This window comes from Rhizobium sp. P43 (genome assembly GCF_056730705.1).
The window spans coordinates 3284574-3304796 of record NZ_CM161539.1; the positions used below are offsets into that span (position 1 = coordinate 3284574).

Genomic DNA, 20223 nt, shown 5'->3' on the forward strand with positions numbered 1-20223 from the left:
TTACCGAAGCGGCCCGATCCTCCGATGACATCGTTCCGCCTCCTCACTTTGAGCCTTGCGACACTGCTGGTCGTCGCTGCCCAGACCGGGCCGGCTGCGGCGGATGATGCCCCGCAGCGCAGCGACCTTACGTCCAAGGATGCCGCCCGCGTTGCAGCCGTCACCAAGCCGGCAGAGGATTTCAGCAAGGCGGAAGCCTTCGAGCTGATGCAGGGGGGGCGGGCACCTCCACCCATGGCGTCAATCAGGACGCCTTTTCGCAGTTTTCCGCGAATATCACCTTTGCCGAGGAGCAGGATTTCAAGCTCGGCAATGCGCTCTTCCGCAAGCTCTGGGTCTCTTCGCCTTCCTCGACCCAGGCCTCCGATGGCCTCGGCCCGCTCTACAACGCACGGGCTTGCCAGAGCTGCCACCTGAAGGATGGGCGCGGTCATCCGCCGGAAGGCGACCGCGACCACACCTCGATGTTCTTCCGCCTCGCCCGCCCCGCTGCCACGGCAGAGGAGAAGGCGAAGCTGGAGCGGCTGGAGATCGCCTCCCTGCCCGACCCCATCTATGGCGGCCAGCTGCAGGACCAGGCGGTGCCGGGTATGGCCGCCGAAGGGCGCATGGTGATCACCTATACCGAGGAGCCAGTGACGCTATCAGGCGGCGAGACGGTGATGCTGCGCCGCCCCAGCTATTCGGTCAGCGATCTGAATTACGGGCCGCTCGATCCGACCACGGTGCTCTCGCCGCGTATCGCCAATCCGATGATCGGGCTCGGCCTGATCGAGGCGATTCCCGAGGAGGATATCCGGGCGCTCGCCGATCCCGACGACCTCGATGGTGACGGCATATCCGGACGCGCCGCCCGCGCCCGGGATCACCGCACCGGTGAGATCAAGCTCGGCCGTTTCGGCTGGAAGGCGCAGAACGCCTCGGTGCGCGACCAGAGCGCCAGTGCCTTTGCCGGCGATATCGGGATTTCGACGCCAGAAGATCCCCGGCATTTTGGCGATTGCACAGAGAAGCAGACCGTCTGCCTCGAAGCGGCCACCGGGGTCCAGCCACGGCTCGGCGATACCGAGGGACCCGCGCCGGTGCTCGATCTCGTCACTTTCTACGCGAAAAACCTCGCCGTGCCGAAGCGTCGCGATGTCGATGATGCAGAAGTCCTGCGCGGCAAGGAGCTCTTCTACGCCAGTGGCTGCACCGCCTGCCACCGGCCGAAATTCGTCACCAGCCGCAAGGCAGAAAACAAGGCGCAGGCCTTTCAGCTGATCTGGCCCTATTCCGATTTTTTGCTGCATGACATGGGCGAAGGTCTGGCTGACGGTCAGGCCGTGGGCGATGCCAGCGGCCGGGAGTGGCGCACGCCGCCGCTCTGGGGTATCGGTCTCACACAGGTGGTCAGCGGCCACAGCTTCTTCCTGCATGACGGGCGGGCGCGAAACCTGACCGAGGCCATCCTCTGGCATGGCGGGGAGGCAGAAGCCGCCCGCAATGCCTTCGCCGCCGCCAACCCCGAGGACCGCAAGGCCCTGATCACGTTTCTGGAGTCTCTCTGATGCGGTTCTTCATGCGCCTTGCCCTTCTCTCGGCCGTTCTCCTGCCCCTGCCCGCGCTGGCACAGGAATCGAACCCGACCGTCGGTGTGCTCGACGCCGCCAAGGTACCGGCCGTGATGGCGCGGGCCGTCGACGGTTTCATCCGACCGGGTTATCGACGCTTGACCGAAAAGGCGGGAGCGATGGAGGATTCCATGGCCTCGCTCTGCGGTTCGCCATCCGTCGAACGGCTGCAAACCGCCCGGTCGACCTTCGGCGATCTCGTTGAAGCCTGGTCGCGGATCGAGATCGTCCGGGTCGGCCCTGTTCTCGACGACAACCGCTTCGAGCGCATCCTGTTCTTCCCCGACCGCAAGGGCACCGGGCTGAAGCAGGTACAGGCCGCTCTTGCGAAGCCAGACCCGAGCGTCACATCGGTTGAGACACTGAAGGGTAAGAGCGTTGCCATGCAGGGGCTTGGCGCGCTCGAATTCGTGCTCTTCGGCACCGGCGCGGAAACGCTGACGACCACCGAAGGCAACTACCGCTGCCAATATGGCACGGCGATCGCGGCCAACCTGCAGCGCCTTGGTTCGGAACTCTCCGCCGCCTGGGACGCGCCGGATGGTGTTGCGGCGGCCTGGAAGACGCCGGGACCCGACAACCCGCTCTACCGTGACGAGGCGGAGGCCGCCAAGGAACTGCTCGGCGTGCTCGTGCATGCCGCCGAGACAATCCGCGACCAGCGTATCGAGCATTTCTACAAGGGCGATCCGAAGAAGGCTCTGCCGCGTCAGGCGATCTACTGGCGCTCCGGCAATACCTTCCGCTCGATCACCGCCAATATCGAAGGCCTGCGCGATCTGCTCGCCACCTCGGGCATGGCGGAGCTTCTGGCCGAGGACAACCGCTCGGTCGTCTCCTCGACCGATTTCGTCGCCCGCTCGCTGTCGCGGGTTTCAGCCGATATCAAGCCCGATGTGGCGCAAGTCTTCGAGGATCCGGCCCAGATTGCCAAGCTCGACTTCCTGCTGCTCAATAGCCGCGACCTGATCCTGAGGCTCAACAACGATCTCGGCGGTGGTATCGGGCTTGCCGCGGGCTTTTCCTTCTCCGACGGCGACTGAGATGATTTCAACGCCGCTCATCGATCGCCGCGCCTTTCTGCGCTCAGCGGGTCTTGCCTTCGTCGCGGGCCTTGCACCGCGCGCAGCCTTTGCACTGGAACGCGCAGACGCGGTCTATGCCAGCGGTCTGAAGCGCGCGGATGGCTCCTTTGCCATCGGGCTGGTCAGCGAGACCGGCAGCCTGATCGACGAGATTGCGTTGCCGGGCCGCATCCACGGGCTCTGCCACAGCGCCGAAAACGGCCTCTCTGTTGCCTTTGCCCGGCGTCCCGGAACATTTGCCGTTATCTTCGACGCCAGGAAATCCGTCGAGCCACGCATCATCGCGGCAGCCGAAGGCCGCCACTTCTTCGGCCATGGCGCCTTTGCGCCCGATGGCCGGCTCTTCTATGCAAGCGAAAACGACTTCGACGCCAATGCCGGCGTGATCGGGATCTATGACTGCCTCTCAGGCTTCGAGCGGGTGGGCGAGGTACCGGCCCATGGCATCGGCACGCATGACATTACCGTCACGGCAGACGGCCTGCTGGTCATCGCCAATGGTGGGATCGAGACGCATCCCGATTTCGGTCGCACCAAGCTCAATCTCGACCATATGGAGCCTTCGCTGGTTCTCGCCGATGCCAAGACGGGGGCGCTGATCGAGAAACACACGCTTCCGCCCGAGCTCCGGCAGCTCTCCACCCGACATCTCGATGTCGCCGCCGATGGGCGGATCTGGTTTGCCTGCCAGTATGAGGGGCCGCGCACGGATCGACCGCCGCTGGTGGGGCATTTTGCCAAGGGCATTCCTATCTCCTATGTCCAGCTGCCCGACGAGACGACGGACCGGCTCGGCAATTATGTCGGCGCCATCGCCCTCAACCGCGCGTCAGGCCTCGTCGGTATCGCCTCGCCGAAAAACGGGCTCTGGGCGGTGCTGGATGGCAAGGACGGACGGCTCCTGTCCGAGACGGTGCTGACGGATGCAGCGGGCATTGCCCCCTCGCCCACAAGCTTTGCCGTCTCCTCCTATCGCGGCGATTTCCTCGGCCATACCAGCAAGGTCGCCTGGGACCAGCATGTCATCCGCCTTTGAAGGCTGGCAGAATCCGCCTTGGAGTACTAGATGACATCCATGTCCAAGATCCTGAGCTATATCCTCTTCATCGGTTTTGTCGTCGGCGCGGGCCTCATCGCAGGCCTGACCAATATGCCCGGCGAGTGGTACCAGTCGCTGCAGAAGCCGTTCTTCAACCCGCCCTCCTGGCTCTTCGGCCCGGTATGGACGACGCTTTACGTGATGATCGGCGTGGCGGGCGCCCGGATCTGGCAGCGGGCACCGAAATCGGCGGCGATGCAGCTCTGGTTCGCGCAGATGGCCTTCAACCTGATGTGGTCGCCCGCCTTCTTCGGTCTGCAAAACCCGGAACTGGCGCTGGTGGTCATTGCCGGCATGCTGGCAACGATCATCGCCTTCATGGTCAAGGCAAAGCCGATCGACCGGATTTCCACCCTGCTCTTCGTGCCCTATCTCGCCTGGGTTTCCTTCGCCAGCGTGCTCAATCTCAGCCTCGCCTCGCTGAACTGAATTTCCATTTCGCCGGCTTGCCTGCCTGGAACGACCGTGCCAATTTCCCGCCAAAGGGGACAAGGCATGGTGGACTACGATCAGGAAGCCGTCGAGACACGGATCCGACAGAGTTTTGCGCGTCAGGGGGCAATGGAAACGCTTGGGGCGGAGCTTTCGCGCGTCAGCCCCGGCGTGGTCGAGATCGAGCTTGAGTATGACCGCAAGCTCACCCAGCAGCACGGTTTCCTGCATGCCGGCGTGATCTCCGCCGCCCTCGATACCGCTTGCAGCTATGCCGCCTATACGGTGACCACGCCGGAGGTCTCGTTGCTCACCATCGAGTTCAAGGTGAACCTGATGTCACCGGGGCGCGGCGAGCGCTTCCTGTTTCGCGGCGAAATCACCAAGCCCGGTTCCAACATCATCGTTGCCGACGGTCGCGGCTATGCGCTGACCGACGGTCCGGCCAAGCTGATTGCCTCGATGACCAGCACGATGATGGTCATCCGCGGCCGAGAGGGGATTTCCGGATGACCTATGAGATGAAGCCGATCGCCGGCAAGACTGTCCTCTTCGTCATGGCGGCGGATGCCGAATACGGCGTCTTCCTTAGGACCCGCATCTCGCCGCTGATGACCGGCGTCGGGCCGGTCGAGGCCGCCGTCGTGCTGACCAAGGAACTCGCCCGCCTGTCGAGCCACGACGACCTGCCGGATCTCGTCGTCTCGCTCGGCTCGGCCGGATCGGCGACACTCGAACAGGCGGAAATCTATCAGGTCTCGGCCGTCTCCTATCGCGACATGGATGCCTCTGCCTTCGGTTTCGAGAAGGGCAAGACGCCGTTTCTCGACCTGCCCGTCTCCGTCGAACTGCCGCTGCGCATTCCGGGCATTCCAACGGCGACGCTCTCGACCGGCGCCAATGTCGTCTCCGGTCCTGCCTACCAGTCGATCGACGCCCAGATGGTCGATATGGAGACTTTCGCAGTGCTACGCGCCTGCCAGAGCTTCAACATTCCGCTGATCGGGTTGCGCGGCATTTCCGACGGCCGCCACGACGTCAACCATATCGACGACTGGACGCAGTATCTGCATGTCATCGACAAGAAGCTGGCGCTGGCGGTCGACAGCCTGCAGACGGCGCTGGAAGACGGCGTCTTCTGGTTCTGAGCGGCTGCACAAAAATTCGAGATTCTCTGGGCGATCTGCCATTGAAACAGGGCGCCTTTTTCTTTAAAGGCTCGCCATGACCCAGACAGCACATCCCGACAGTGTTCTCATCGTCGATTTCGGCAGCCAGGTAACGCAGCTGATCGCCCGCCGCGTTCGTGAATCCGGCGTTTATTGCGAAATCGTCCCCTTCCAGTCCGCCGAAGAAGGCTTTCACAGGCTGAAGCCCAAGGCGATCATCCTGTCGGGAAGCCCCGCTTCCACGCTCGATGAGGGAAGCCCAAGGGCGCCACAGGTGCTGTTCGACAGCGGTCTTCCGATCTTCGGTATCTGCTATGGCCAGCAGACCATGTGCGCCCAGCTCGGCGGCAAGGTCGAGGGCGGCCATCACCGCGAATTCGGCCGTGCCTTCCTCGAGGTCGAACAGGATTGTGATCTGTTCAGCGGTCTCTGGTCGGTCGGTTCCCGCCACCAGGTCTGGATGTCCCATGGCGACCGCGTGACTGCGATCCCGCCGGGCTTCAAGGTGCTCGCCACCTCCGCCAACGCACCGTTTGCCTTCATCGCCGACGAGGCGCGCAAGTATTACGCCGTGCAGTTCCACCCGGAGGTCGTGCACACACCCGATGGCGCCAAGCTGATCCAGAACTTCGTGCAGAACATTGCAGGCGTGAAGGGCGACTGGACCATGCAGGCCTATCGCCAGAAGGCGGTCGAGCAGATCCGCGCCCAGGTCGGCGACAAGCGCGTCATCTGCGCGCTCTCAGGCGGCGTCGATTCGTCCGTCGCAGCGCTGCTGATCCACGAGGCCGTCGGCGACCAGCTGACCTGCATCCTCGTTGACCACGGTCTGATGCGCAAGAACGAGGCAGCCGATGTCGTTGCCATGTTCAAGGAACACTACAACCTGCACCTCATCCATGTGGATGCCGTCGACAAGTTCGTCGGCGAGCTGGAAGGTGTTTCCGACCCGGAAACCAAGCGCAAGATCATTGGCCGCCTGTTCATCGAGACTTTCGAGGAAGAAGCCAAGAAGCTCGGCGGCGCGGATTTCCTCGGCCAGGGCACGCTCTATCCCGACGTCATCGAAAGCGTCTCCTTCACCGGCGGCCCTTCCGTGACGATCAAGAGCCACCACAATGTCGGCGGCCTGCCCGAGCGCATGAAGATGCAGCTCGTTGAACCCTTGCGCGAACTCTTCAAGGATGAAGTGCGCGTGCTTGGCCGCGAGCTTGGCCTGCCCGATAGCTTCATCGGCCGCCATCCCTTCCCGGGTCCGGGTCTCGCCATCCGCTGCCCGGGCGGCGTCACCCGCGAAAAGCTCGACATCCTGCGCGAAGCAGATGCCATCTATCTGGACGAGATCCGCAAGGCCGGCCTCTATGACGCGATCTGGCAGGCCTTTGCCGTGCTGCTGCCGGTCCAGACTGTCGGCGTCATGGGCGACGGACGTACCTATGAATTCGTCTGCGCGCTGCGCGCCGTCACCTCGGTCGACGGCATGACGGCCGATTTCTACCACTACGACATGGAATTCCTCGGACGGGCTGCCACCCGCATCATCAACGAGGTCCGCGGCATCAACCGCGTCGTCTACGACGTAACGTCGAAGCCGCCCGGCACGATCGAGTGGGAGTGATCTCTCTCTTTCGATTGCAAACAACTTGAAGGGTGGGCCTCGGCTCACCCTTTCTTGCATCCGGTCCTCAGTTTGCTATTCCTCATGTCCTTCAGACGGATAAGGGCATTGGCATGACCACCATCTACGGCATCAAGAACTGCGACACGATGAAGAAGGCGCGCACCTGGCTCGACGAGCATGACGTAGCGCATGACTTCCACGACTACAAGGCCAAGGGTATTGACGCGTCGACGCTCGACAGCTGGATCGGCAAGGTCGGCTGGGAAGTGTTGCTCAACAAGGCCGGCACGACATTCAAGAAGCTCGACGACGACAAGAAGGAAGGGCTTGATGCCGCCAAGGCCAAGGCGCTGATGCTCGAGCAGCCCTCGATGATCAAGCGGCCGGTGCTCGATGTGGACGGCGCGCTCGTGGTTGGCTTCAAGCCGGAGGTCTATCAGCAGACTTTCAAGGGCTGACCCCATGGCGAAGACCACCCGCGCCACGCAGTTTCTCGACAAGGCCGGGGTGGCCTATACCACCGCGACCTATGACTACGACCCGAATGCGGAGCGCATCGGGTTGCAGGCGGCAGAGGCGATCGGCGAGCATCCGTCGCGGGTGTTGAAGACGCTGATGGCCGAACTCGACGGCAAGCCGGTCTGCGTCGTCGTGCCTTCCGACAAGGAAGTATCGATGAAGAAGCTGGCGAGCGCCTTCGGGGGCAAATCGGCGGCGATGATGAAGCCGGCCAACGCGGAAAAGCTCACGGGTTTTGTCGTTGGCGGCATCAGCCCCTTCGGCCAGAAGAAGCAGGTGCCGACGGCCATCGAGATATCAGCCATGGACGAACCGCTCGTCTACATGAATGGCGGCCAGCGCGGGTTGCAGGTGCGGCTCTCGCCGCAGGATGCGCTCACGGCACTCGGCGCGATTGCCGCGCCGCTCGTCGCCTGACCTGATCCATGGTTTGGCACCCATGGTCTGGACTTCGCCATTTTTCCCCTTAAGTCTGGCGTGACAGTCAAAACAGGAATGCCCCATGACCCTCCCCGATTTCTCCGCCTCCATCGATCCGCACAAGCTCGACAAGCTCGCCGAGGTGGCGATCAAGGTCGGGTTGCAACTGCAGAAGGGCCAGGATCTGGTGCTGACGGCCCCGCTGGTCGCCGTGCCGCTGGTGCGGCTGATCACGGCGCATGCCTACAAGGCGGGCGCGTCGACGGTCACCACCTTCTATTCCGACGAGGAGACGACGCTGGCGCGGTATCGCCATGGTCATGACTCGAGTTTCGATCGCGCGCCGAACTGGCTTTATGACGGCATGGCCAAGGCTTACGAGAACGGCGCGGCACGCCTGGCGATTGCCGGCGACAATCCGCTGCTCCTGTCGCAGGAGGACCCCACCAAGGTCGGCCGGGCCAACAAGGCGACCTCGATCGCCTACAAGCCGGCGCTGGAGCACATCTCGAATTTCGACATCAACTGGAACATCTGCTCCTATCCGAACCCCTCCTGGGCGAAGCTCGTCTTCCCAGACCTGCCGATCGAAGAGGCCGTGCGTAAGCTGGCGGACGCCATCTTCGCCGCCTCGCGCGTCGACCGCGAAGATCCGATCGCGGCCTGGGCTGAGCATAACGGGGAGCTCCGGAAGCGCTCGACCTGGCTGAACGGCGAGCGTTTTGCCGCCCTGCATTTTACCGGGCCGGGCACGGACCTGACGGTTGGCCTCGCGGACGGCCATGAATGGCATGGCGGCGCCTCGACGGCGAAGAACGGCGTGACCTGCAATCCGAATATCCCGACTGAGGAAGTCTTCACCACGCCGCATGCGCTGAAGGTGGAGGGTCATGTCTCCTCGACGAAGCCGCTCAGCCATCAGGGCACGCTCATCGACGACATCCAGGTCCGCTTCGAAGCCGGTCGGATCGTCGAGGCCAAGGCTTCCAAGGGCGAGGCCGTGCTCAACAAGGTGCTCGACACCGACGAGGGTGCGCGGCGCCTCGGCGAAGTGGCACTGGTGCCGCATTCCTCGCCAATCTCGGCGTCCGGCGTGCTCTTCTACAACACGCTGTTCGACGAGAATGCCTCCTGCCATATCGCGCTTGGCCAGTGCTATTCGAAGTGCTTCCTGGATGGAGCCTCGCTCAGCCAGGACCAGATCAAGGCGCAGGGCGGCAACTCCTCGCTGATCCACATCGACTGGATGATCGGTTCCAACAAGGTGGATATCGATGGCATCCGCGCCGACGGCTCGAAGGTACCCGTCATGCGTCAAGGCGAATGGGCTTAAGACCTCTGCCTCAGAGGTCGAGATCGACAAAGAGTGCCGCGTGATCGGAGGCCGCATCCTGCGGCCTCTTCAGTTCCTCATAGGTGTCCCAGCGCTTCGGTCGTGACCCCGGCCACATGCCGGTGCGGATCACACCGCCCTTCTCCACCTTGTCGAAGAGCTTGGAAGAGAGCAGCAGGTAATCGATCTTGTTGCCGGGATTGGACAGGCCGTAGGTGCCCTTATAATCGCCCTTGTCGAAGTCGCGATGGACGAAGGCATCCGTCATGCCGGTATGCTTCAGCAAAGGGCTCAAGGGATCGCTGTCGGGCGTATCATTGAGGTCGCCGATAACAGCGATATACTCCCAGCCTTCCGTCAGACGTTCCTGCACGATCTCGGCAACGCGGGTCGCCTGGGCCCTGCGGCGTCGGTCGGACTCGGCCTTGCCGCCGAAACCCTTGCTCTTGAAGTGGTTCACCATCACCAGCACCCTGTTGCCGCTTGCGGTCGTCACCTCGAATTCAGGGCAGTCGCGGGAGAAGATGATGCGGTCGCTGCCATCGGGCAACCGGTCGTCCACATGGCTGCGCATCCGGCCGATCGGGAATAGTGGACCGGACATCAGGCCGACATCGATGCCGCGCTCGTCATTGCCGTCGATCAGCATCACATGGCGAAACGGGGTCCCCCCGACCGAGGCGATGATCTCGTCGCTGAAGGCCTTCAGCACAGGCCGACTTTCGGCCTCGACCACGCCCAAGAGATCCGCCTTCAAATCGCGGATCACGCGCGCCGTGTTGCGCATGGCATGCTCGTTGATGGGTTCATCGCGCAGTTCCAGCGAGCCGACCCAATCGGCACGGCCGGATGCGGTGATCTCGACGCCACCCGTCTTGGGGCGCTTCAGAAGACCGCCCCGATTGCGGCGCAGAATGACAAAGGGACCGGTATCGCTCTTTTCCATGCCGAGCGCGACGATCAGATCGACCATTTTCTGGCGAGAGGCGGAGGAATAGGTGACCTCGCCCAGAAGCGCGTTGAGTTCCGCAAACTTCTCGAGGACGGGGCGCCCGTCCTCCCAGGTGTCAAGGTTCATTGCCTTGGCGCGATCAAACAGGTTCTCGACGTTGTAGACTGCAAGCCGCATCACTCCCTCCCACACTCGATGACAGGAGGGGAGTCATATCAGACAATTGTGATGTTCGCGTGTCGCGAGATTTATGATTGCAGGCGCAACCGACGGGGGACGAGCGCCGCCTCAGCGATAGTAGACGATCTTGCCACCGTTGAACGCGGTCTGGACCCAGAGCACATTGTGCGGGGCGATGCCACGAACTTCCAGGGCAGCCGACAGGCTCGGATCTTCCGTCACCATGGCCTGGGCGAGCGCCCGGCTGTTTCCGGTCGGGTAAAGGGCCTGCATCGGGTAGGTGTGGCGATCGAAGCTGCCACGATCGACGCGGATCGCGGTGACGTTGCCATTGTATTGCTTGCCGAACAGGATTTCCCTCGGCGTCCAGCCCCCGAATTCGACATAGGTCGCGGAATGCGGTGCGGCATTTGCCGGAAGGGCGGCGAAACCGGCTGCTGCCATGGCAGCCGCAGCCACGATTTTCTTCATCATGATCATACTCCTTTTGGCCGAACGCTTGGGAGTCCGTCCGGCTTCAGAGCCACATGTGGCGATGAAGATGATTGTTGTCCAGTATAATCACATGAGGTTGATCAATTGCGTGCAATTGATTTTGGAGACGCTGTGTTCAGCATGCGCCTCCGGGGTCCAGGCTCGGGCGGCTAGGCCCCAGAGCCGGACGAGCAGGTCAGGCCTGCCGGGCCTTGCGGGCGGCGTAACGACGGTCGCGCTCGGCCTTACGGGCGGCTTCGTCTTCGACAACGCGGGAGATGCGCGAGGCTTCGGCCTGTTCGCGGGCGTCCTTTTCGGCGCGGGCTTCGGCGACAAGGGCTTCCTCGCGTTCGCGGGCTTCCTGCTCGACGCGGATCTTTTCCTCGGCCTTCAGGCGGTCGCGTTCGGCATGGCGCCTTTCGCGTTCTTCGGCGCGGGCGGCACGTTCGGCCTTCCGGGCCTCACGCTCGGGGTCGGCGGCGGCATGGGCGGCCTTATAGGCCTGCAGCAGGGCTGCCTTGGCGTCGGTTGCCGTCGTCCGGCGCTCGGCCAGTCCATGGTCTCTGGTGAATTTCATCGGTGCTCCAATCTCTCGAGTCAGGGTCAGGTGCGGGCACGCTTGGCGACCAGGGCCGCCGTGGCACTCTCACGCGCTTCGCGTTCGCGGGTGAGGCGTGCCTCGCGCAGACGCATCGTCTTTTCGTCGCGTGCCGATGCAATCGCGTCCTGCTCGTCGATCGCGCGACCGCGGGCGAGAAATTGCGACTGCGTCTTCGCGAAGGCGATTTCTGCAGTCTGCCTGGACTTTGTGAGTTGTTCGGTCATGTCGTCTCCTTTCAGGAGCGCGCCCTTGTCGGGCAATAAAAAAAGGCCAGGCGAACCGCCTGACCTTCCCTGGGGATCATGCCTTCAACAGTGCCAGTACATCCGTGGTCAAAGGAAAGCGGATCCCGGATCTATCAGGCTGCCTGCAGGTTGCAGGCCGACATCTTGCCCGACTTGTTGTCGCGCTCCATGTCGTAAGCCAGCTTCTGGCCTTCAACGATTTCGCGCATGCCCGACCGTTCGACGGCGGAGATGTGCACGAAGGCGTCCGGGCCGCCGTTGTCAGGCTGAATGAAGCCGAAGCCCTTGGTGGAATTGAACCATTTTACTGTGCCAGTGGTCATGTTGAACCCTTTCATAGCGCATAGAGTGCCGCAGCGCGGATGCGCTGTGGAGAGAACGATTTTTGAAAGGAAGGTTCGACAGGGCGCGGGCTGTTCCGCGCGATAACCAAAGCTTAGCAAGCAAACATCGATGACCCCTAGATAGAGGTCTTCCTAATGAAAGTCAACCATCGGTTTTCAATCCGACGGATTCCTCAATCAAAAGTGCAATTTCCGTCGATGCAACCGCAGCGTCGGCGCCTGTATCAGACGGCACTTATCGCCGCCCTGACCCTGGCCAGGAAGCGCTTGCGCTTGTCCTCCGTCGCACGGTCCATGTCGTGCAGCGAAAGCATGCGGAAATCGACGGACTTGGCGCAGAAGGCCGCCACGCCGCGCTTCAGGATGCGCTTGACCGGATTGCCCATGTAGAAATGCACCACCCACCAGGGCGAGCCGGTCGAGGTCACAACCCAGAAGCTGCGGATATGGGTCATCAGCGGCACGATGCGTCCGCCGGCCTTGTCATGTTCGAAGGCCACGCCGGGCACGAAGATGCGATCAATGAAGCCCTTCATGATCGCCGGCAGGTTGAACCACCATTGCGGAAAGACGAGCACGAGGCCATCGGCCGCCTTCAGCCGGGCCACGATGCCCGCGACGTCGTCGGCCGCCCGATAGCCCGGCTCCATGTAGGCGGCGCGCTCGGCGGCGGAAAGCCGGGGATCGAAATCCTCGGCATAGAGGTCGAGCATATCCACCGTATGGCCTTGTCCTTCCAGCGCCTCGACCACTGTTCTCGCAGCGGAAGCGGCAAAACTCTCCGGCAAGGGATGGGCGAGAACGACGAGGAAGTGCTGGGCCATCAGAACAGACTTCCCTGACCGGCCGGCGGTTCGCTCTTGCGCTGGGGCTTGGAGATGCTCGCGGCGCGCGCCGGCTGCGGCATCGATGGTTCCGGCGGCGAGACACCCTCGCCGGCCACAGCAGCCACGCGGCCATCGGCAAATTCGATCGCGATCGCTTGGCCGTGGGCCAGTCCATCGGCGCGCGAAACCGGGCGATCATGCTCGTCGCGGATCACGGCATAACCGCGGGCAAGCACGTTCTTGTAGGACAGAGACTGCAGCACACGGTCCTGCGAAACCAGCGACTGACGGGCGCGGCGGAGGTCGTTGACAACGGCGCTGTCGGCACGGCGACCAAGGCTTTCCAGCCTGTCCTTCGAGCGCTCGGTCATCGCCTTCAGCCGCGCCGGGACTGCCGTCAGCGTCGCATCGAAACGCCCGAGCCGCGCCTTGTTGCGCTCGATCAGCCGCTCGATAACGCGCTCGGCCCGCACCGCATTTTCCGTGAGTTTCTGCTTACGTTCCACCAGCCGGCGCGCCAGCATGTCGGGCGAAAGTTTCGCCGCCGCGCGCTCGAAGCTGCGGCGCTTGTTCATGGTGTTGAGTTCGAGGCTGCGTCCGAGACCCGCAGCTGCCTCGTCGAAGCGACGTCGCGGCAGGGCCAGCAGCTGGTCAAGCGAGGGCAGGGCCCGCACCAGACTGCGCAGGTTCTGGCGACGATTGTCCATCTGGCGGTTCATCGCGCCGGACAGGCGGGCACCAAGGGTTGCCACCTGAGCCTCCAGATCCGCCTTTACGGGCACGGCCATTTCGGCAGCCCCGGTCGGCGTCGGCGCACGCACATCGGCGGCGTAGTCGATCAACGTCCAGTCGGTCTCGTGACCAACGGCCGAGATCAGCGGAATGGTGCTGGCTGCGGCCGCGCGCACCACCGCCTCGTCATTGAAGCTCCAGAGATCCTCGAGGCTACCGCCCCCGCGGGCGACGATCAGCACGTCCGGCCGCGGAATCGCTCCGCCATGCTGCAGCGCGTTGAAGCCCTGAATCGCATTGGCAACCTCGTCGCCGGAGCCTTCACCCTGAACCTTGACGGGCCAGACCAGCACATGCACCGGAAAACGGTCAGAGATGCGGTGCAGGATATCGCGGATGACAGCACCGGTCGGCGAGGTCACAACGCCGATCACCTTGGGCAGGAAGGGCAGGAGCTGCTTGCGGGCGGGGTCGAACAGGCCTTCGGCGGTAAAGCGGCGCTTACGCTCCTCGATCAGCGCCATCAGCGCGCCGGCACCCGCAGGCTCCATCTGCTCGATGACGATCTGGTATTTCGACGAACCGGGGAAGGTCGTGACCTTGCCGGTGGCGATCACCTCCATGCCCTCTTCCGGGCGATATTTCAGCTTGGAAAAGGAGCCCTTCCAGATCACTGCATCGATACGCGCCTTGTCGTCCTTCAGGCTGAAATAGGCATGTCCGGAGGAATGCGGCCCGCGATAGCCGGAAATTTCGCCGCGCACCCGCACGTGATCGAAGGAGGTCTCGATGGTGCGCTTGATCGAGCCCGAGAGTTCCGAAACGGAAAACTCGGTGAGGTTCGTCGGCGAATCGGTGTCGAAGAAATTGCTCATGCCCTTCCCTAGCGGAAAACGGCGGCAAGTTCAGCCCGAGGAGTGGGTCATCAGCCGCTTTCCCTCAGGGCAGTTCGACACGGTAGATCTGCATCCCGGAGGGGCCTTCCACGGGCACGGGCCGGAGATAGGAGGGAATTTCACCCTTCAGCATGCCGGCATAGAGGCCATCGGCCTTGGTCGTGGCAATATTCTTGGTCTGGAACAGCTCGGGGCAGAACACCAGAATGGTCGCGCCCGATCCGCGCAGGAAGGCGGCTGCCTCGTCCGGCTTGGCAAGCCCGACATGCAGTTCCGTCAACATGCCGCCCTCGTTGCGGTGGTAGGGTCCTGCGAGCGCCCGGTGACGGGTGAAACGTAGGATTTCCGGACCGAGATCGGCGGCGGCCACGACGACGCCGTCCGGCAGACGATTCAGGGCGGCGAAGCCGGCGGGTGCATCGCAGGCAGGCCTGCTCTCTGCCTGTCCGCCTGACGTTTCGGAAAGCCCCTTCATTCGGTTCATCACGCCGGCCGTGCCCTCGACGAACAGCACACCGAAGAGGGACCAGGCGCTGGGCACCGACAGAAAGGCCGCGAGTGCAAACAGCAGGCCCGCGCCAAGCTGCGGCGGCTCTTCGCGCGCCTTGAGACGGAGTTCGCCGATCAGCAGTGCCAGCGGCGCAATGGTCAGGAGATTGGCGAAGATTGCGCCGCGCACCTGGATCAGGGCGATCAGGAAGGAGACGGTAATGAGGCCGAGCATGATGGCATGGGCGCGGACACGATCGCCGTTGACGATGCGGAAGATACAGACGCCAATGGCAAAAAAAGCGACCGCATAGAAGCCACCAAAGGCCGCAGGTTCCCTGCCCAGCTGATCGAGGAAGGACTGTGCTTCGATGACGCCGGAAAGCCAGAGCGTGTGCAGCAGCGGATCGAGCTCGATTCAGCGGATTTTGCAGGCATTGCGGAGCAATGATGACTGTACCCAGCGTCACCAGCATGCCGGTGACACCGATTGCGGCGATGCGATGGCGGCGGTCCTGCATGCCCGGCAGCTGCGTGGCGATGAAGAGTGAGGCCGCGCCGATACCGACCACGGCGTAGAAACCGACCGAAAGGCTGTCGCAGGTGACCATCGCATAGTGAACCGGCGGGACCGTCGCGAAGAACATGGCCGACAGGCTGACGACAAGCGTCAGAGAGAAGGCGCGGGCCGCCCTTGCATAGGCCACACCCTCGATGGCCCAGAGAATGCCGACCGTCGCACAGACGGTTGCGACGAGCGGCGTGGTTTCCGCGCCGATCGCAATCGCAAGCGCTGCGGCGAAGCCGGCCAGAGCATGGCTGCCCGTCCCGCGCGCGGGATCGAGCAGACCGGCGGCGATGGTGCCGACCAGCACGAGCTGGACGTTATGGTGATCGATCGACCCGGGCAGAAAGCGATTGCTGGTGATGACGAAGACAGAGGTCAGCAGCAATGCGACATGCAGGGTCACCTCGTCGCCGATGCGGCGGGCGGCGACGGCAATTGCCCCCATCAGAGGCAGAATGAGGAACAAGGGCCAGACGAGCAGCGCCAGCGCCTCGGCCTGCTCCATCGGCACGATCTGCGAGAAAAGCAGGATGAGCGATGCAATCGGCAGGTCGATCAGGCGCGACCAGTGCATCAGCGTGCCGCCGTCCAGACCCAGACGGTACTGCGTCATGTCGAACCAGGACTGGCCGGCAAGGAGATCACGCACCTGAACCAGGCGCATCACGTCGTCATTGTCCGCGCCGACATAATCGGTCATCGCCGGCAGATTGAGCAGCGCAATCACGACCATCGTGGCAAGGCCGTAGACCAGCGTCCAGACGAGGAGCGGGCGCGCGGCAGACGATCGCGATGCGTCCGGCAGGGTGATCTCGGCCATGCTTCGTCAAACCTCCCTATCCGCGAGGATCTCTCCCGTCTGCGGGTGGATCGACGGATCATATTTCAAAGACTGATCTTGCCCGAAACCTAGCCTTAACCTTCTCAAGAAATAGTAAAACGGAAGGCAGCCCGCAGGCTGCGCGAACCCCAGCGCTTAGAGCAGGTTACCATGAGCCGTTCGGCCACCCCCTCCCTCGACATCGCCGTCCTCCTGCCGTGCTACAACGAGGCAGCCACAATCGGCGAGGTCGTCCGCGATTTCCGCGCGGCGCTGCCCGAGGCAAAAATCTATGTCTATGACAACAACTCGACCGACAGCACGGCGCTGAAGGCCATGCTGGCAGGCGCCACCGTCGTGCGCGAACGCCGCCAGGGCAAGGGCCATGTCGTGCGCCGCATGTTCTGCGACATCGATGCCGATATCTACATCATGGCCGACGGCGACGGGACCTATGGTCCCGCAGACGCCGAGGAGCTGATCCGCACGCTGATCACCGAACGCGCCGACATGGTTGTCGGCACGCGCCGCGGGGTCCACGACGATGCCGGTCGCCAGGGCCATGCCTTCGGCAACCGCCTGTTCAACCAGCTTTACCGCGTGCTGTTCGGCAATGATTTCACCGATATCCTCTCCGGCTACCGCGCCTTTTCGCGCCGTTATGTAAAGAGCTTCCCGGCCGTTTCCGCCGGCTTCGAGATCGAGACGGAAATGTCGGTGCATGCGTCACGACTGAAACTGCCGGTCTGCGAAATCGAGCTGGACTACGGCCGCCGTCCGGAAGGTTCGCATTCAAAACTTTCGACCTTCAAGGATGGCTTCAAGATCCTCTGGATGTTCGCCATGCTGATGAAGGAAACGCGTCCCTTCGCCTTTTTCGGACTGATCGCGGCCGGCCTGATGGGCGTCAGCCTCGCTGCGATGGCACCCGTTCTCTACGAATTCTTCACGACCGGCCTCGTCTCGCGCATGCCGACCTGGATTGGCGCAATGGCGCTGATGATGATGTCATTCCTGTCGTTCACAGCCGCGCTCATCCTGGATTCGGTCGCGCGATCTCGGGCAGAGCAGCTGCGTATCCATTACCTGACCCTGCCCGCTCTCAACACCTCGAAGACGGTCGGCGAACCGCTGGCAGAGCGTGAGACTGCGCGCCGCGAACGTTCGCCGAAGACGACGGAAAAGGGCCGGTCGTCCCGCGCGGCATGAAGAAGTTCCTGCGCTTCGTGCTTGTCGGCGGGACCGGCTTCGTCGTCGACGCCGCCGTGCTCTGGCTCTTCCTGAGCTTCACGCCGATCGGGCCGCTTCCCGCCCGCATCGTTGCGATCGCGGTTGCGATGGCCACGACCTGGCTGCTCAACCGGACCTTCACCTTCGGTGCGTCGAAGCGCACGCTGGTGGCCGAGGGCTTCCGTTACGGCTTCATCGGCGTGGTGACGTCGCTGATAAATTACGGGGTCTATGCCCTGCTTCTCATCGGCGCGCCGCTGCTGAGCCCTTACGCCGCGCTGGTCTTTGCTTCCATCGCGGCGATGCTGTTCAGCTTCTTCGGGTACTCCCGCTACGTCTTTCGCCGTTAAAGCGAAAGCCGCCGCTTACACCGTTTCCCAGCCGTCCTTTTCCGCGGCGCGGTAAATCGCGTCGATCAGCTTCTGGTTTGCCTTCGAGCTTTCCAGCGTAACGACCTCACCCGTCGTTCCGGCAACAGCGCGGGCAAAGGCTTCCGCCTCCAGCTTGTATTGGCGGCTGTCGGGGAAGCGGAAGATCTGCGAGACATTATGGCTGCGGTTGGTGAGTTCCACCTCTTCCGCACCCCAGCGGTCGGCGTTGAACGGCGACTTCACCTCGATGAAGCCATCCGTGCCGTGGAAGACCATCAGCTGGCGGTTGGCCATCTGGGTCGCGACGTAGAAATTCAGTTCGAAGTCACCGAAGTCGGCCTTGACGCTTGAATAGATGTCCGTGCCGAATTCCGGATCACGCTCGATGGTCGATTGCACCCGGACCGGTTCCTTGCCCGTGACGAAGCGGGTGGTCATCGTCGGATAGACGCCGATATCCGGCAGCGCGCCGCCGCCGAGTTCGGGAATGTTGCGCATGTTGCCGGGGTCGCGGTTGAAATAGGTGAAGGAGCCCTGGACCATCTTCAGGGTGCCGATGGCGCCCTGGCTCAGAAGTTCACGGACCTTCAGCCAGACGGGGGCGTAAGTCACCATATAGGCTTCCGAAATCACGACCTTGTTGCGCTCGCGCGCCGCGATGATCGCGTCGATCTCGGCTGCCTTCAGCGCGATCGGCTTTTCGCAGAGCACGTGCTTGCCGGCATCCGCCGCCTTGATCGCCCATTCGACATGCTGGCTCGTCGGCAGCGGGATGTAGACGGAATCGATGACGTCGGAGGCGAGCATTTCCTCGTAGGAGCCGAAGGCATGCGGCACCGAGAAACGGTCGGCCATCTCGCGGGCGCGCGCCAGATCGCGGCTGGCAATTGCCGTCACCACGGCGTTTTCGGCATCCTGGATCGCCGGCACCACAAGTTCGCGACCGATCTTGGCCGTCGACAGAATTCCAAAACGCAACATCTTTATCCTCCCTGAAAAATGACCGGCGGACATTAGGCGAAGCACCGGCAGGGCGCAACGCCGTTCAGGCAACCGGCGATGGCACGATCGCCTTCACCGAGAAAGCCGCGTCGGTACTGGAAAGCCTCAACGGATGATCCATATCGAGAGCGGCGCAGAGACTTCACCAAATGCGCTTCAGACCCGATCAACGCTTTTCAATGGTGCCCGTGCGGGACGCTTGCTAGCGTCGCGCAACATCGGCGCTTCCATTCTCTCCGAGGCTTTCCATGCAGAAACGTGCTCTCGGCCGCACCGGCCTTTCAATCGCTCCCGTCGTGCTCGGCGGCAATGTCTTCGGCTGGACGGCCGACGAGAAGACGTCTTTCGACATTCTCGACCGCTTCTTCGAAGCAGGCCTCAACACGATCGACACGGCCGACATGTATTCGCTCTGGGCAGACGGCAATGTCGGCGGAGAGAGCGAGACCATCATCGGCAACTGGCTCAAGCGGGGTGGCGTCAGACGTGAAGATGCCGTCATCGTCACGAAGGTCGGCGCCGATCTCGGCGGCAAGAAGCGAGGTCTCAGCGCCCGTCGTATTGCAGAGGCCGTTGAAGATTCGCTGCGCCGGCTGCAGACCGACTATATCGACCTCTATCTCGCCCATTGGCCGGATGCCGAAACGGACGACGAGGAGAGCCTTGCCGCCTTTGCCAGACTCAAGGATGCCGGCAAGGTGCGGGCGATCGGCTGTTCGAACCTCGATGCCGAACAGCTGCAAGCGACCTTCGATGCGGCAGCCAAGGTCGGCGTCGGGCGCTACGATGTCATCCAGCCGGAATACAATCTCTACACCCGATCGAAATTCGAGGGGGATCTCGCAGAGCTTTGCCAGCGCGAAGAGATCGGCGTGATCACCTACTACGCGCTCGCCTCCGGTTTCCTCACCGGCAAATATCGCAGCGCGGCCGATACCGAAGGCAAGGCGCGCGGCGAGGACATGGAGCCCTATCTCAATACGCGCGGCTTCCGTATACTCGGCGCACTCGACCAGGTGGCCGCCGAAACCGGCACCAGCCCGGCGACCGTCGCGATTGCGTGGGTCGCGGCGCAGCCCGGGGTGACCGCCCCGATCGCGTCGGCCACCAGTCTGCGCCAGCTGGACAGCCTGATCGCCGCCGGCAAGCTGGAGCTTACGAAAGCCCAAATGGACCAACTCAACCAAGCCGGAGCATGATC

At 63.0% G+C, this 20223-nt stretch carries 20 protein-coding genes and 2 pseudogenes; 13 read left to right on the top strand and 9 right to left on the bottom strand.

Features of this window, described 5'->3' with window-relative positions; genetic code table 11:
- Window positions 1-24: 24 nt before the first annotated feature.
- The 10 genes and pseudogenes from AC1PUL_RS16415 (at window position 25) to AC1PUL_RS16460 (ending at window position 9291) form a co-directional block, all read left to right on the top strand.
- Window positions 25-1550 (top strand): annotated as a pseudogene (locus AC1PUL_RS16415) (di-heme oxidoreductase family protein).
- Window positions 1550-2656, top strand: coding sequence for an imelysin family protein (locus tag AC1PUL_RS16420; protein ID WP_480465183.1), 1107 nt, complete (start codon window positions 1550-1552; stop codon window positions 2654-2656). The pseudogene AC1PUL_RS16415 and the gene AC1PUL_RS16420 overlap by 1 nt, the downstream one beginning before the upstream one ends.
- 1 nt (window position 2657) lies before the next feature.
- Window positions 2658-3734 (top strand): DUF1513 domain-containing protein, encoded by a 1077-nt coding sequence (locus AC1PUL_RS16425; protein WP_480465184.1) that lies wholly within the window; start codon window positions 2658-2660, stop codon window positions 3732-3734.
- A 39-nt stretch (window positions 3735-3773) separates the two neighbouring features.
- Complete coding sequence (locus tag AC1PUL_RS16430; RefSeq protein WP_480468608.1) at window positions 3774-4226, top strand: TspO/MBR family protein; 453 nt, start codon at window positions 3774-3776, stop codon at window positions 4224-4226.
- Window positions 4227-4292: 66 nt separating this feature from the next.
- On the top strand, window positions 4293-4742 hold the full coding sequence (locus tag AC1PUL_RS16435; protein WP_076391590.1) for a PaaI family thioesterase: 450 nt from the start codon (window positions 4293-4295) through the stop codon (window positions 4740-4742).
- Window positions 4739-5377: a 5'-methylthioadenosine/S-adenosylhomocysteine nucleosidase gene (locus tag AC1PUL_RS16440; RefSeq protein WP_298460350.1), complete on the top strand. Its 639-nt coding sequence runs from the start codon at window positions 4739-4741 to the stop codon at window positions 5375-5377. Before AC1PUL_RS16435 ends, AC1PUL_RS16440 begins: the two co-directional genes overlap by 4 nt.
- 76 nt (window positions 5378-5453) lie before the next feature.
- Window positions 5454-7016, top strand: a complete 1563-nt coding sequence (gene guaA / locus AC1PUL_RS16445; RefSeq protein ID WP_480465185.1) for a glutamine-hydrolyzing GMP synthase — start codon at window positions 5454-5456, stop codon at window positions 7014-7016.
- 113 nt (window positions 7017-7129) lie between these two features.
- Complete coding sequence (locus tag AC1PUL_RS16450; protein WP_480465186.1) at window positions 7130-7477, top strand: ArsC family reductase; 348 nt, start codon at window positions 7130-7132, stop codon at window positions 7475-7477.
- Window positions 7478-7481: 4 nt separating this feature from the next.
- Complete coding sequence (gene ybaK / locus AC1PUL_RS16455; protein WP_480465187.1) at window positions 7482-7955, top strand: Cys-tRNA(Pro) deacylase; 474 nt, start codon at window positions 7482-7484, stop codon at window positions 7953-7955.
- Window positions 7956-8040: 85 nt separating this feature from the next.
- On the top strand, window positions 8041-9291 hold the full coding sequence (locus AC1PUL_RS16460) for an aminopeptidase (protein WP_480465188.1): 1251 nt from the start codon (window positions 8041-8043) through the stop codon (window positions 9289-9291).
- 10 nt (window positions 9292-9301) lie between these two features.
- On the opposite strand, the gene AC1PUL_RS16465 is transcribed toward AC1PUL_RS16460, so the two are convergent.
- From AC1PUL_RS16465 to AC1PUL_RS16500, 8 genes and pseudogenes are all read right to left on the bottom strand, one after another.
- A complete protein-coding gene (locus tag AC1PUL_RS16465) occupies window positions 9302-10420 on the bottom strand; it encodes an endonuclease/exonuclease/phosphatase family protein (RefSeq protein WP_480465189.1) in 1119 nt (372 codons plus the stop codon).
- A gap of 111 nt (window positions 10421-10531) precedes the next feature.
- Window positions 10532-10897: a hypothetical protein gene (locus tag AC1PUL_RS16470; RefSeq protein ID WP_480465190.1), complete on the bottom strand. Its 366-nt coding sequence runs from the start codon at window positions 10895-10897 to the stop codon at window positions 10532-10534.
- A 196-nt stretch (window positions 10898-11093) separates the two neighbouring features.
- Window positions 11094-11474, bottom strand: a complete 381-nt coding sequence (locus tag AC1PUL_RS16475) for a DUF6481 family protein (RefSeq protein WP_480465191.1) — start codon at window positions 11472-11474, stop codon at window positions 11094-11096.
- Window positions 11475-11500: 26 nt separating this feature from the next.
- On the bottom strand, window positions 11501-11722 hold the full coding sequence (locus tag AC1PUL_RS16480; RefSeq protein WP_298460366.1) for a hypothetical protein: 222 nt from the start codon (window positions 11720-11722) through the stop codon (window positions 11501-11503).
- Window positions 11723-11856: 134 nt separating this feature from the next.
- A complete protein-coding gene (locus tag AC1PUL_RS16485; protein ID WP_006725042.1) occupies window positions 11857-12066 on the bottom strand; it encodes a cold-shock protein in 210 nt (69 codons plus the stop codon).
- Between the two features lie 245 nt (window positions 12067-12311).
- Window positions 12312-12911 (bottom strand): NAD(P)H-dependent oxidoreductase, encoded by a 600-nt coding sequence (locus AC1PUL_RS16490; protein WP_480465192.1) that lies wholly within the window; start codon window positions 12909-12911, stop codon window positions 12312-12314.
- Window positions 12911-14521, bottom strand: a complete 1611-nt coding sequence (xseA, locus tag AC1PUL_RS16495; RefSeq protein WP_480465193.1) for an exodeoxyribonuclease VII large subunit — start codon at window positions 14519-14521, stop codon at window positions 12911-12913. Before xseA ends, AC1PUL_RS16490 begins: the two co-directional genes overlap by 1 nt.
- Before the next feature lie 64 nt (window positions 14522-14585).
- Window positions 14586-16419: pseudogene (locus AC1PUL_RS16500) on the bottom strand (hypothetical protein).
- 171 nt (window positions 16420-16590) lie between these two features.
- Between AC1PUL_RS16500 and AC1PUL_RS16505 the strand changes: the two are divergent.
- Window positions 16591-17628 (top strand): glycosyltransferase, encoded by a 1038-nt coding sequence (locus AC1PUL_RS16505; protein WP_480465194.1) that lies wholly within the window; start codon window positions 16591-16593, stop codon window positions 17626-17628.
- The gene (locus AC1PUL_RS16510; protein WP_298460380.1) at window positions 17625-17999 is read left to right on the top strand and encodes a GtrA family protein; all 375 of its coding nucleotides are present in this window, start codon (window positions 17625-17627) and stop codon (window positions 17997-17999) included. Before AC1PUL_RS16505 ends, AC1PUL_RS16510 begins: the two co-directional genes overlap by 4 nt.
- A 15-nt stretch (window positions 18000-18014) precedes the next feature.
- Here AC1PUL_RS16510 and AC1PUL_RS16515 read toward each other — a convergent pair whose 3' ends face one another.
- Window positions 18015-19001: a Gfo/Idh/MocA family protein gene (locus AC1PUL_RS16515; protein WP_480465195.1), complete on the bottom strand. Its 987-nt coding sequence runs from the start codon at window positions 18999-19001 to the stop codon at window positions 18015-18017.
- 269 nt (window positions 19002-19270) lie between these two features.
- Between AC1PUL_RS16515 and AC1PUL_RS16520 the strand changes: the two genes are divergently transcribed.
- Window positions 19271-20221, top strand: coding sequence for an aldo/keto reductase (locus AC1PUL_RS16520; RefSeq protein WP_480465196.1), 951 nt, complete (start codon window positions 19271-19273; stop codon window positions 20219-20221).
- Window positions 20222-20223 lie beyond the last annotated feature (2 nt).

Excerpts from the sequence above, each read along its gene's own strand:
- AC1PUL_RS16475 (WP_480465191.1), bottom strand. The coding sequence starts at position 11,474 with ATGAAATTCACCAGAGACCATGGACTGGCCGAGCGCCGGACGACGGCA.
- AC1PUL_RS16450 (WP_480465186.1), top strand. The coding sequence starts at position 7,130 with ATGACCACCATCTACGGCATCAAGAACTGCGACACGATGAAGAAGGCG.
- AC1PUL_RS16460 (WP_480465188.1), top strand. The coding sequence starts at position 8,041 with ATGACCCTCCCCGATTTCTCCGCCTCCATCGATCCGCACAAGCTCGAC.
- AC1PUL_RS16490 (WP_480465192.1), bottom strand. The coding sequence starts at position 12,911 with ATGGCCCAGCACTTCCTCGTCGTTCTCGCCCATCCCTTGCCGGAGAGT.
- AC1PUL_RS16425 (WP_480465184.1), top strand. The coding sequence starts at position 2,658 with ATGATTTCAACGCCGCTCATCGATCGCCGCGCCTTTCTGCGCTCAGCG.
- AC1PUL_RS16420 (WP_480465183.1), top strand. The coding sequence starts at position 1,550 with ATGCGGTTCTTCATGCGCCTTGCCCTTCTCTCGGCCGTTCTCCTGCCC.
- AC1PUL_RS16520 (WP_480465196.1), top strand. The coding sequence starts at position 19,271 with ATGCAGAAACGTGCTCTCGGCCGCACCGGCCTTTCAATCGCTCCCGTC.
- AC1PUL_RS16510 (WP_298460380.1), top strand. The coding sequence starts at position 17,625 with ATGAAGAAGTTCCTGCGCTTCGTGCTTGTCGGCGGGACCGGCTTCGTC.
- AC1PUL_RS16505 (WP_480465194.1), top strand. The coding sequence starts at position 16,591 with ATGAGCCGTTCGGCCACCCCCTCCCTCGACATCGCCGTCCTCCTGCCG.
- AC1PUL_RS16470 (WP_480465190.1), bottom strand. The coding sequence starts at position 10,897 with ATGATGAAGAAAATCGTGGCTGCGGCTGCCATGGCAGCAGCCGGTTTC.
- AC1PUL_RS16485 (WP_006725042.1), bottom strand. The coding sequence starts at position 12,066 with ATGACCACTGGCACAGTAAAATGGTTCAATTCCACCAAGGGCTTCGGC.
- AC1PUL_RS16430 (WP_480468608.1), top strand. The coding sequence starts at position 3,774 with ATGTCCAAGATCCTGAGCTATATCCTCTTCATCGGTTTTGTCGTCGGC.
- AC1PUL_RS16440 (WP_298460350.1), top strand. The coding sequence starts at position 4,739 with ATGACCTATGAGATGAAGCCGATCGCCGGCAAGACTGTCCTCTTCGTC.
- AC1PUL_RS16515 (WP_480465195.1), bottom strand. The coding sequence starts at position 19,001 with ATGTTGCGTTTTGGAATTCTGTCGACGGCCAAGATCGGTCGCGAACTT.
- xseA (WP_480465193.1), bottom strand. The coding sequence starts at position 14,521 with ATGAGCAATTTCTTCGACACCGATTCGCCGACGAACCTCACCGAGTTT.
- AC1PUL_RS16435 (WP_076391590.1), top strand. The coding sequence starts at position 4,293 with ATGGTGGACTACGATCAGGAAGCCGTCGAGACACGGATCCGACAGAGT.
- guaA (WP_480465185.1), top strand. The coding sequence starts at position 5,454 with ATGACCCAGACAGCACATCCCGACAGTGTTCTCATCGTCGATTTCGGC.
- ybaK (WP_480465187.1), top strand. The coding sequence starts at position 7,482 with ATGGCGAAGACCACCCGCGCCACGCAGTTTCTCGACAAGGCCGGGGTG.
- AC1PUL_RS16465 (WP_480465189.1), bottom strand. The coding sequence starts at position 10,420 with ATGCGGCTTGCAGTCTACAACGTCGAGAACCTGTTTGATCGCGCCAAG.
- AC1PUL_RS16480 (WP_298460366.1), bottom strand. The coding sequence starts at position 11,722 with ATGACCGAACAACTCACAAAGTCCAGGCAGACTGCAGAAATCGCCTTC.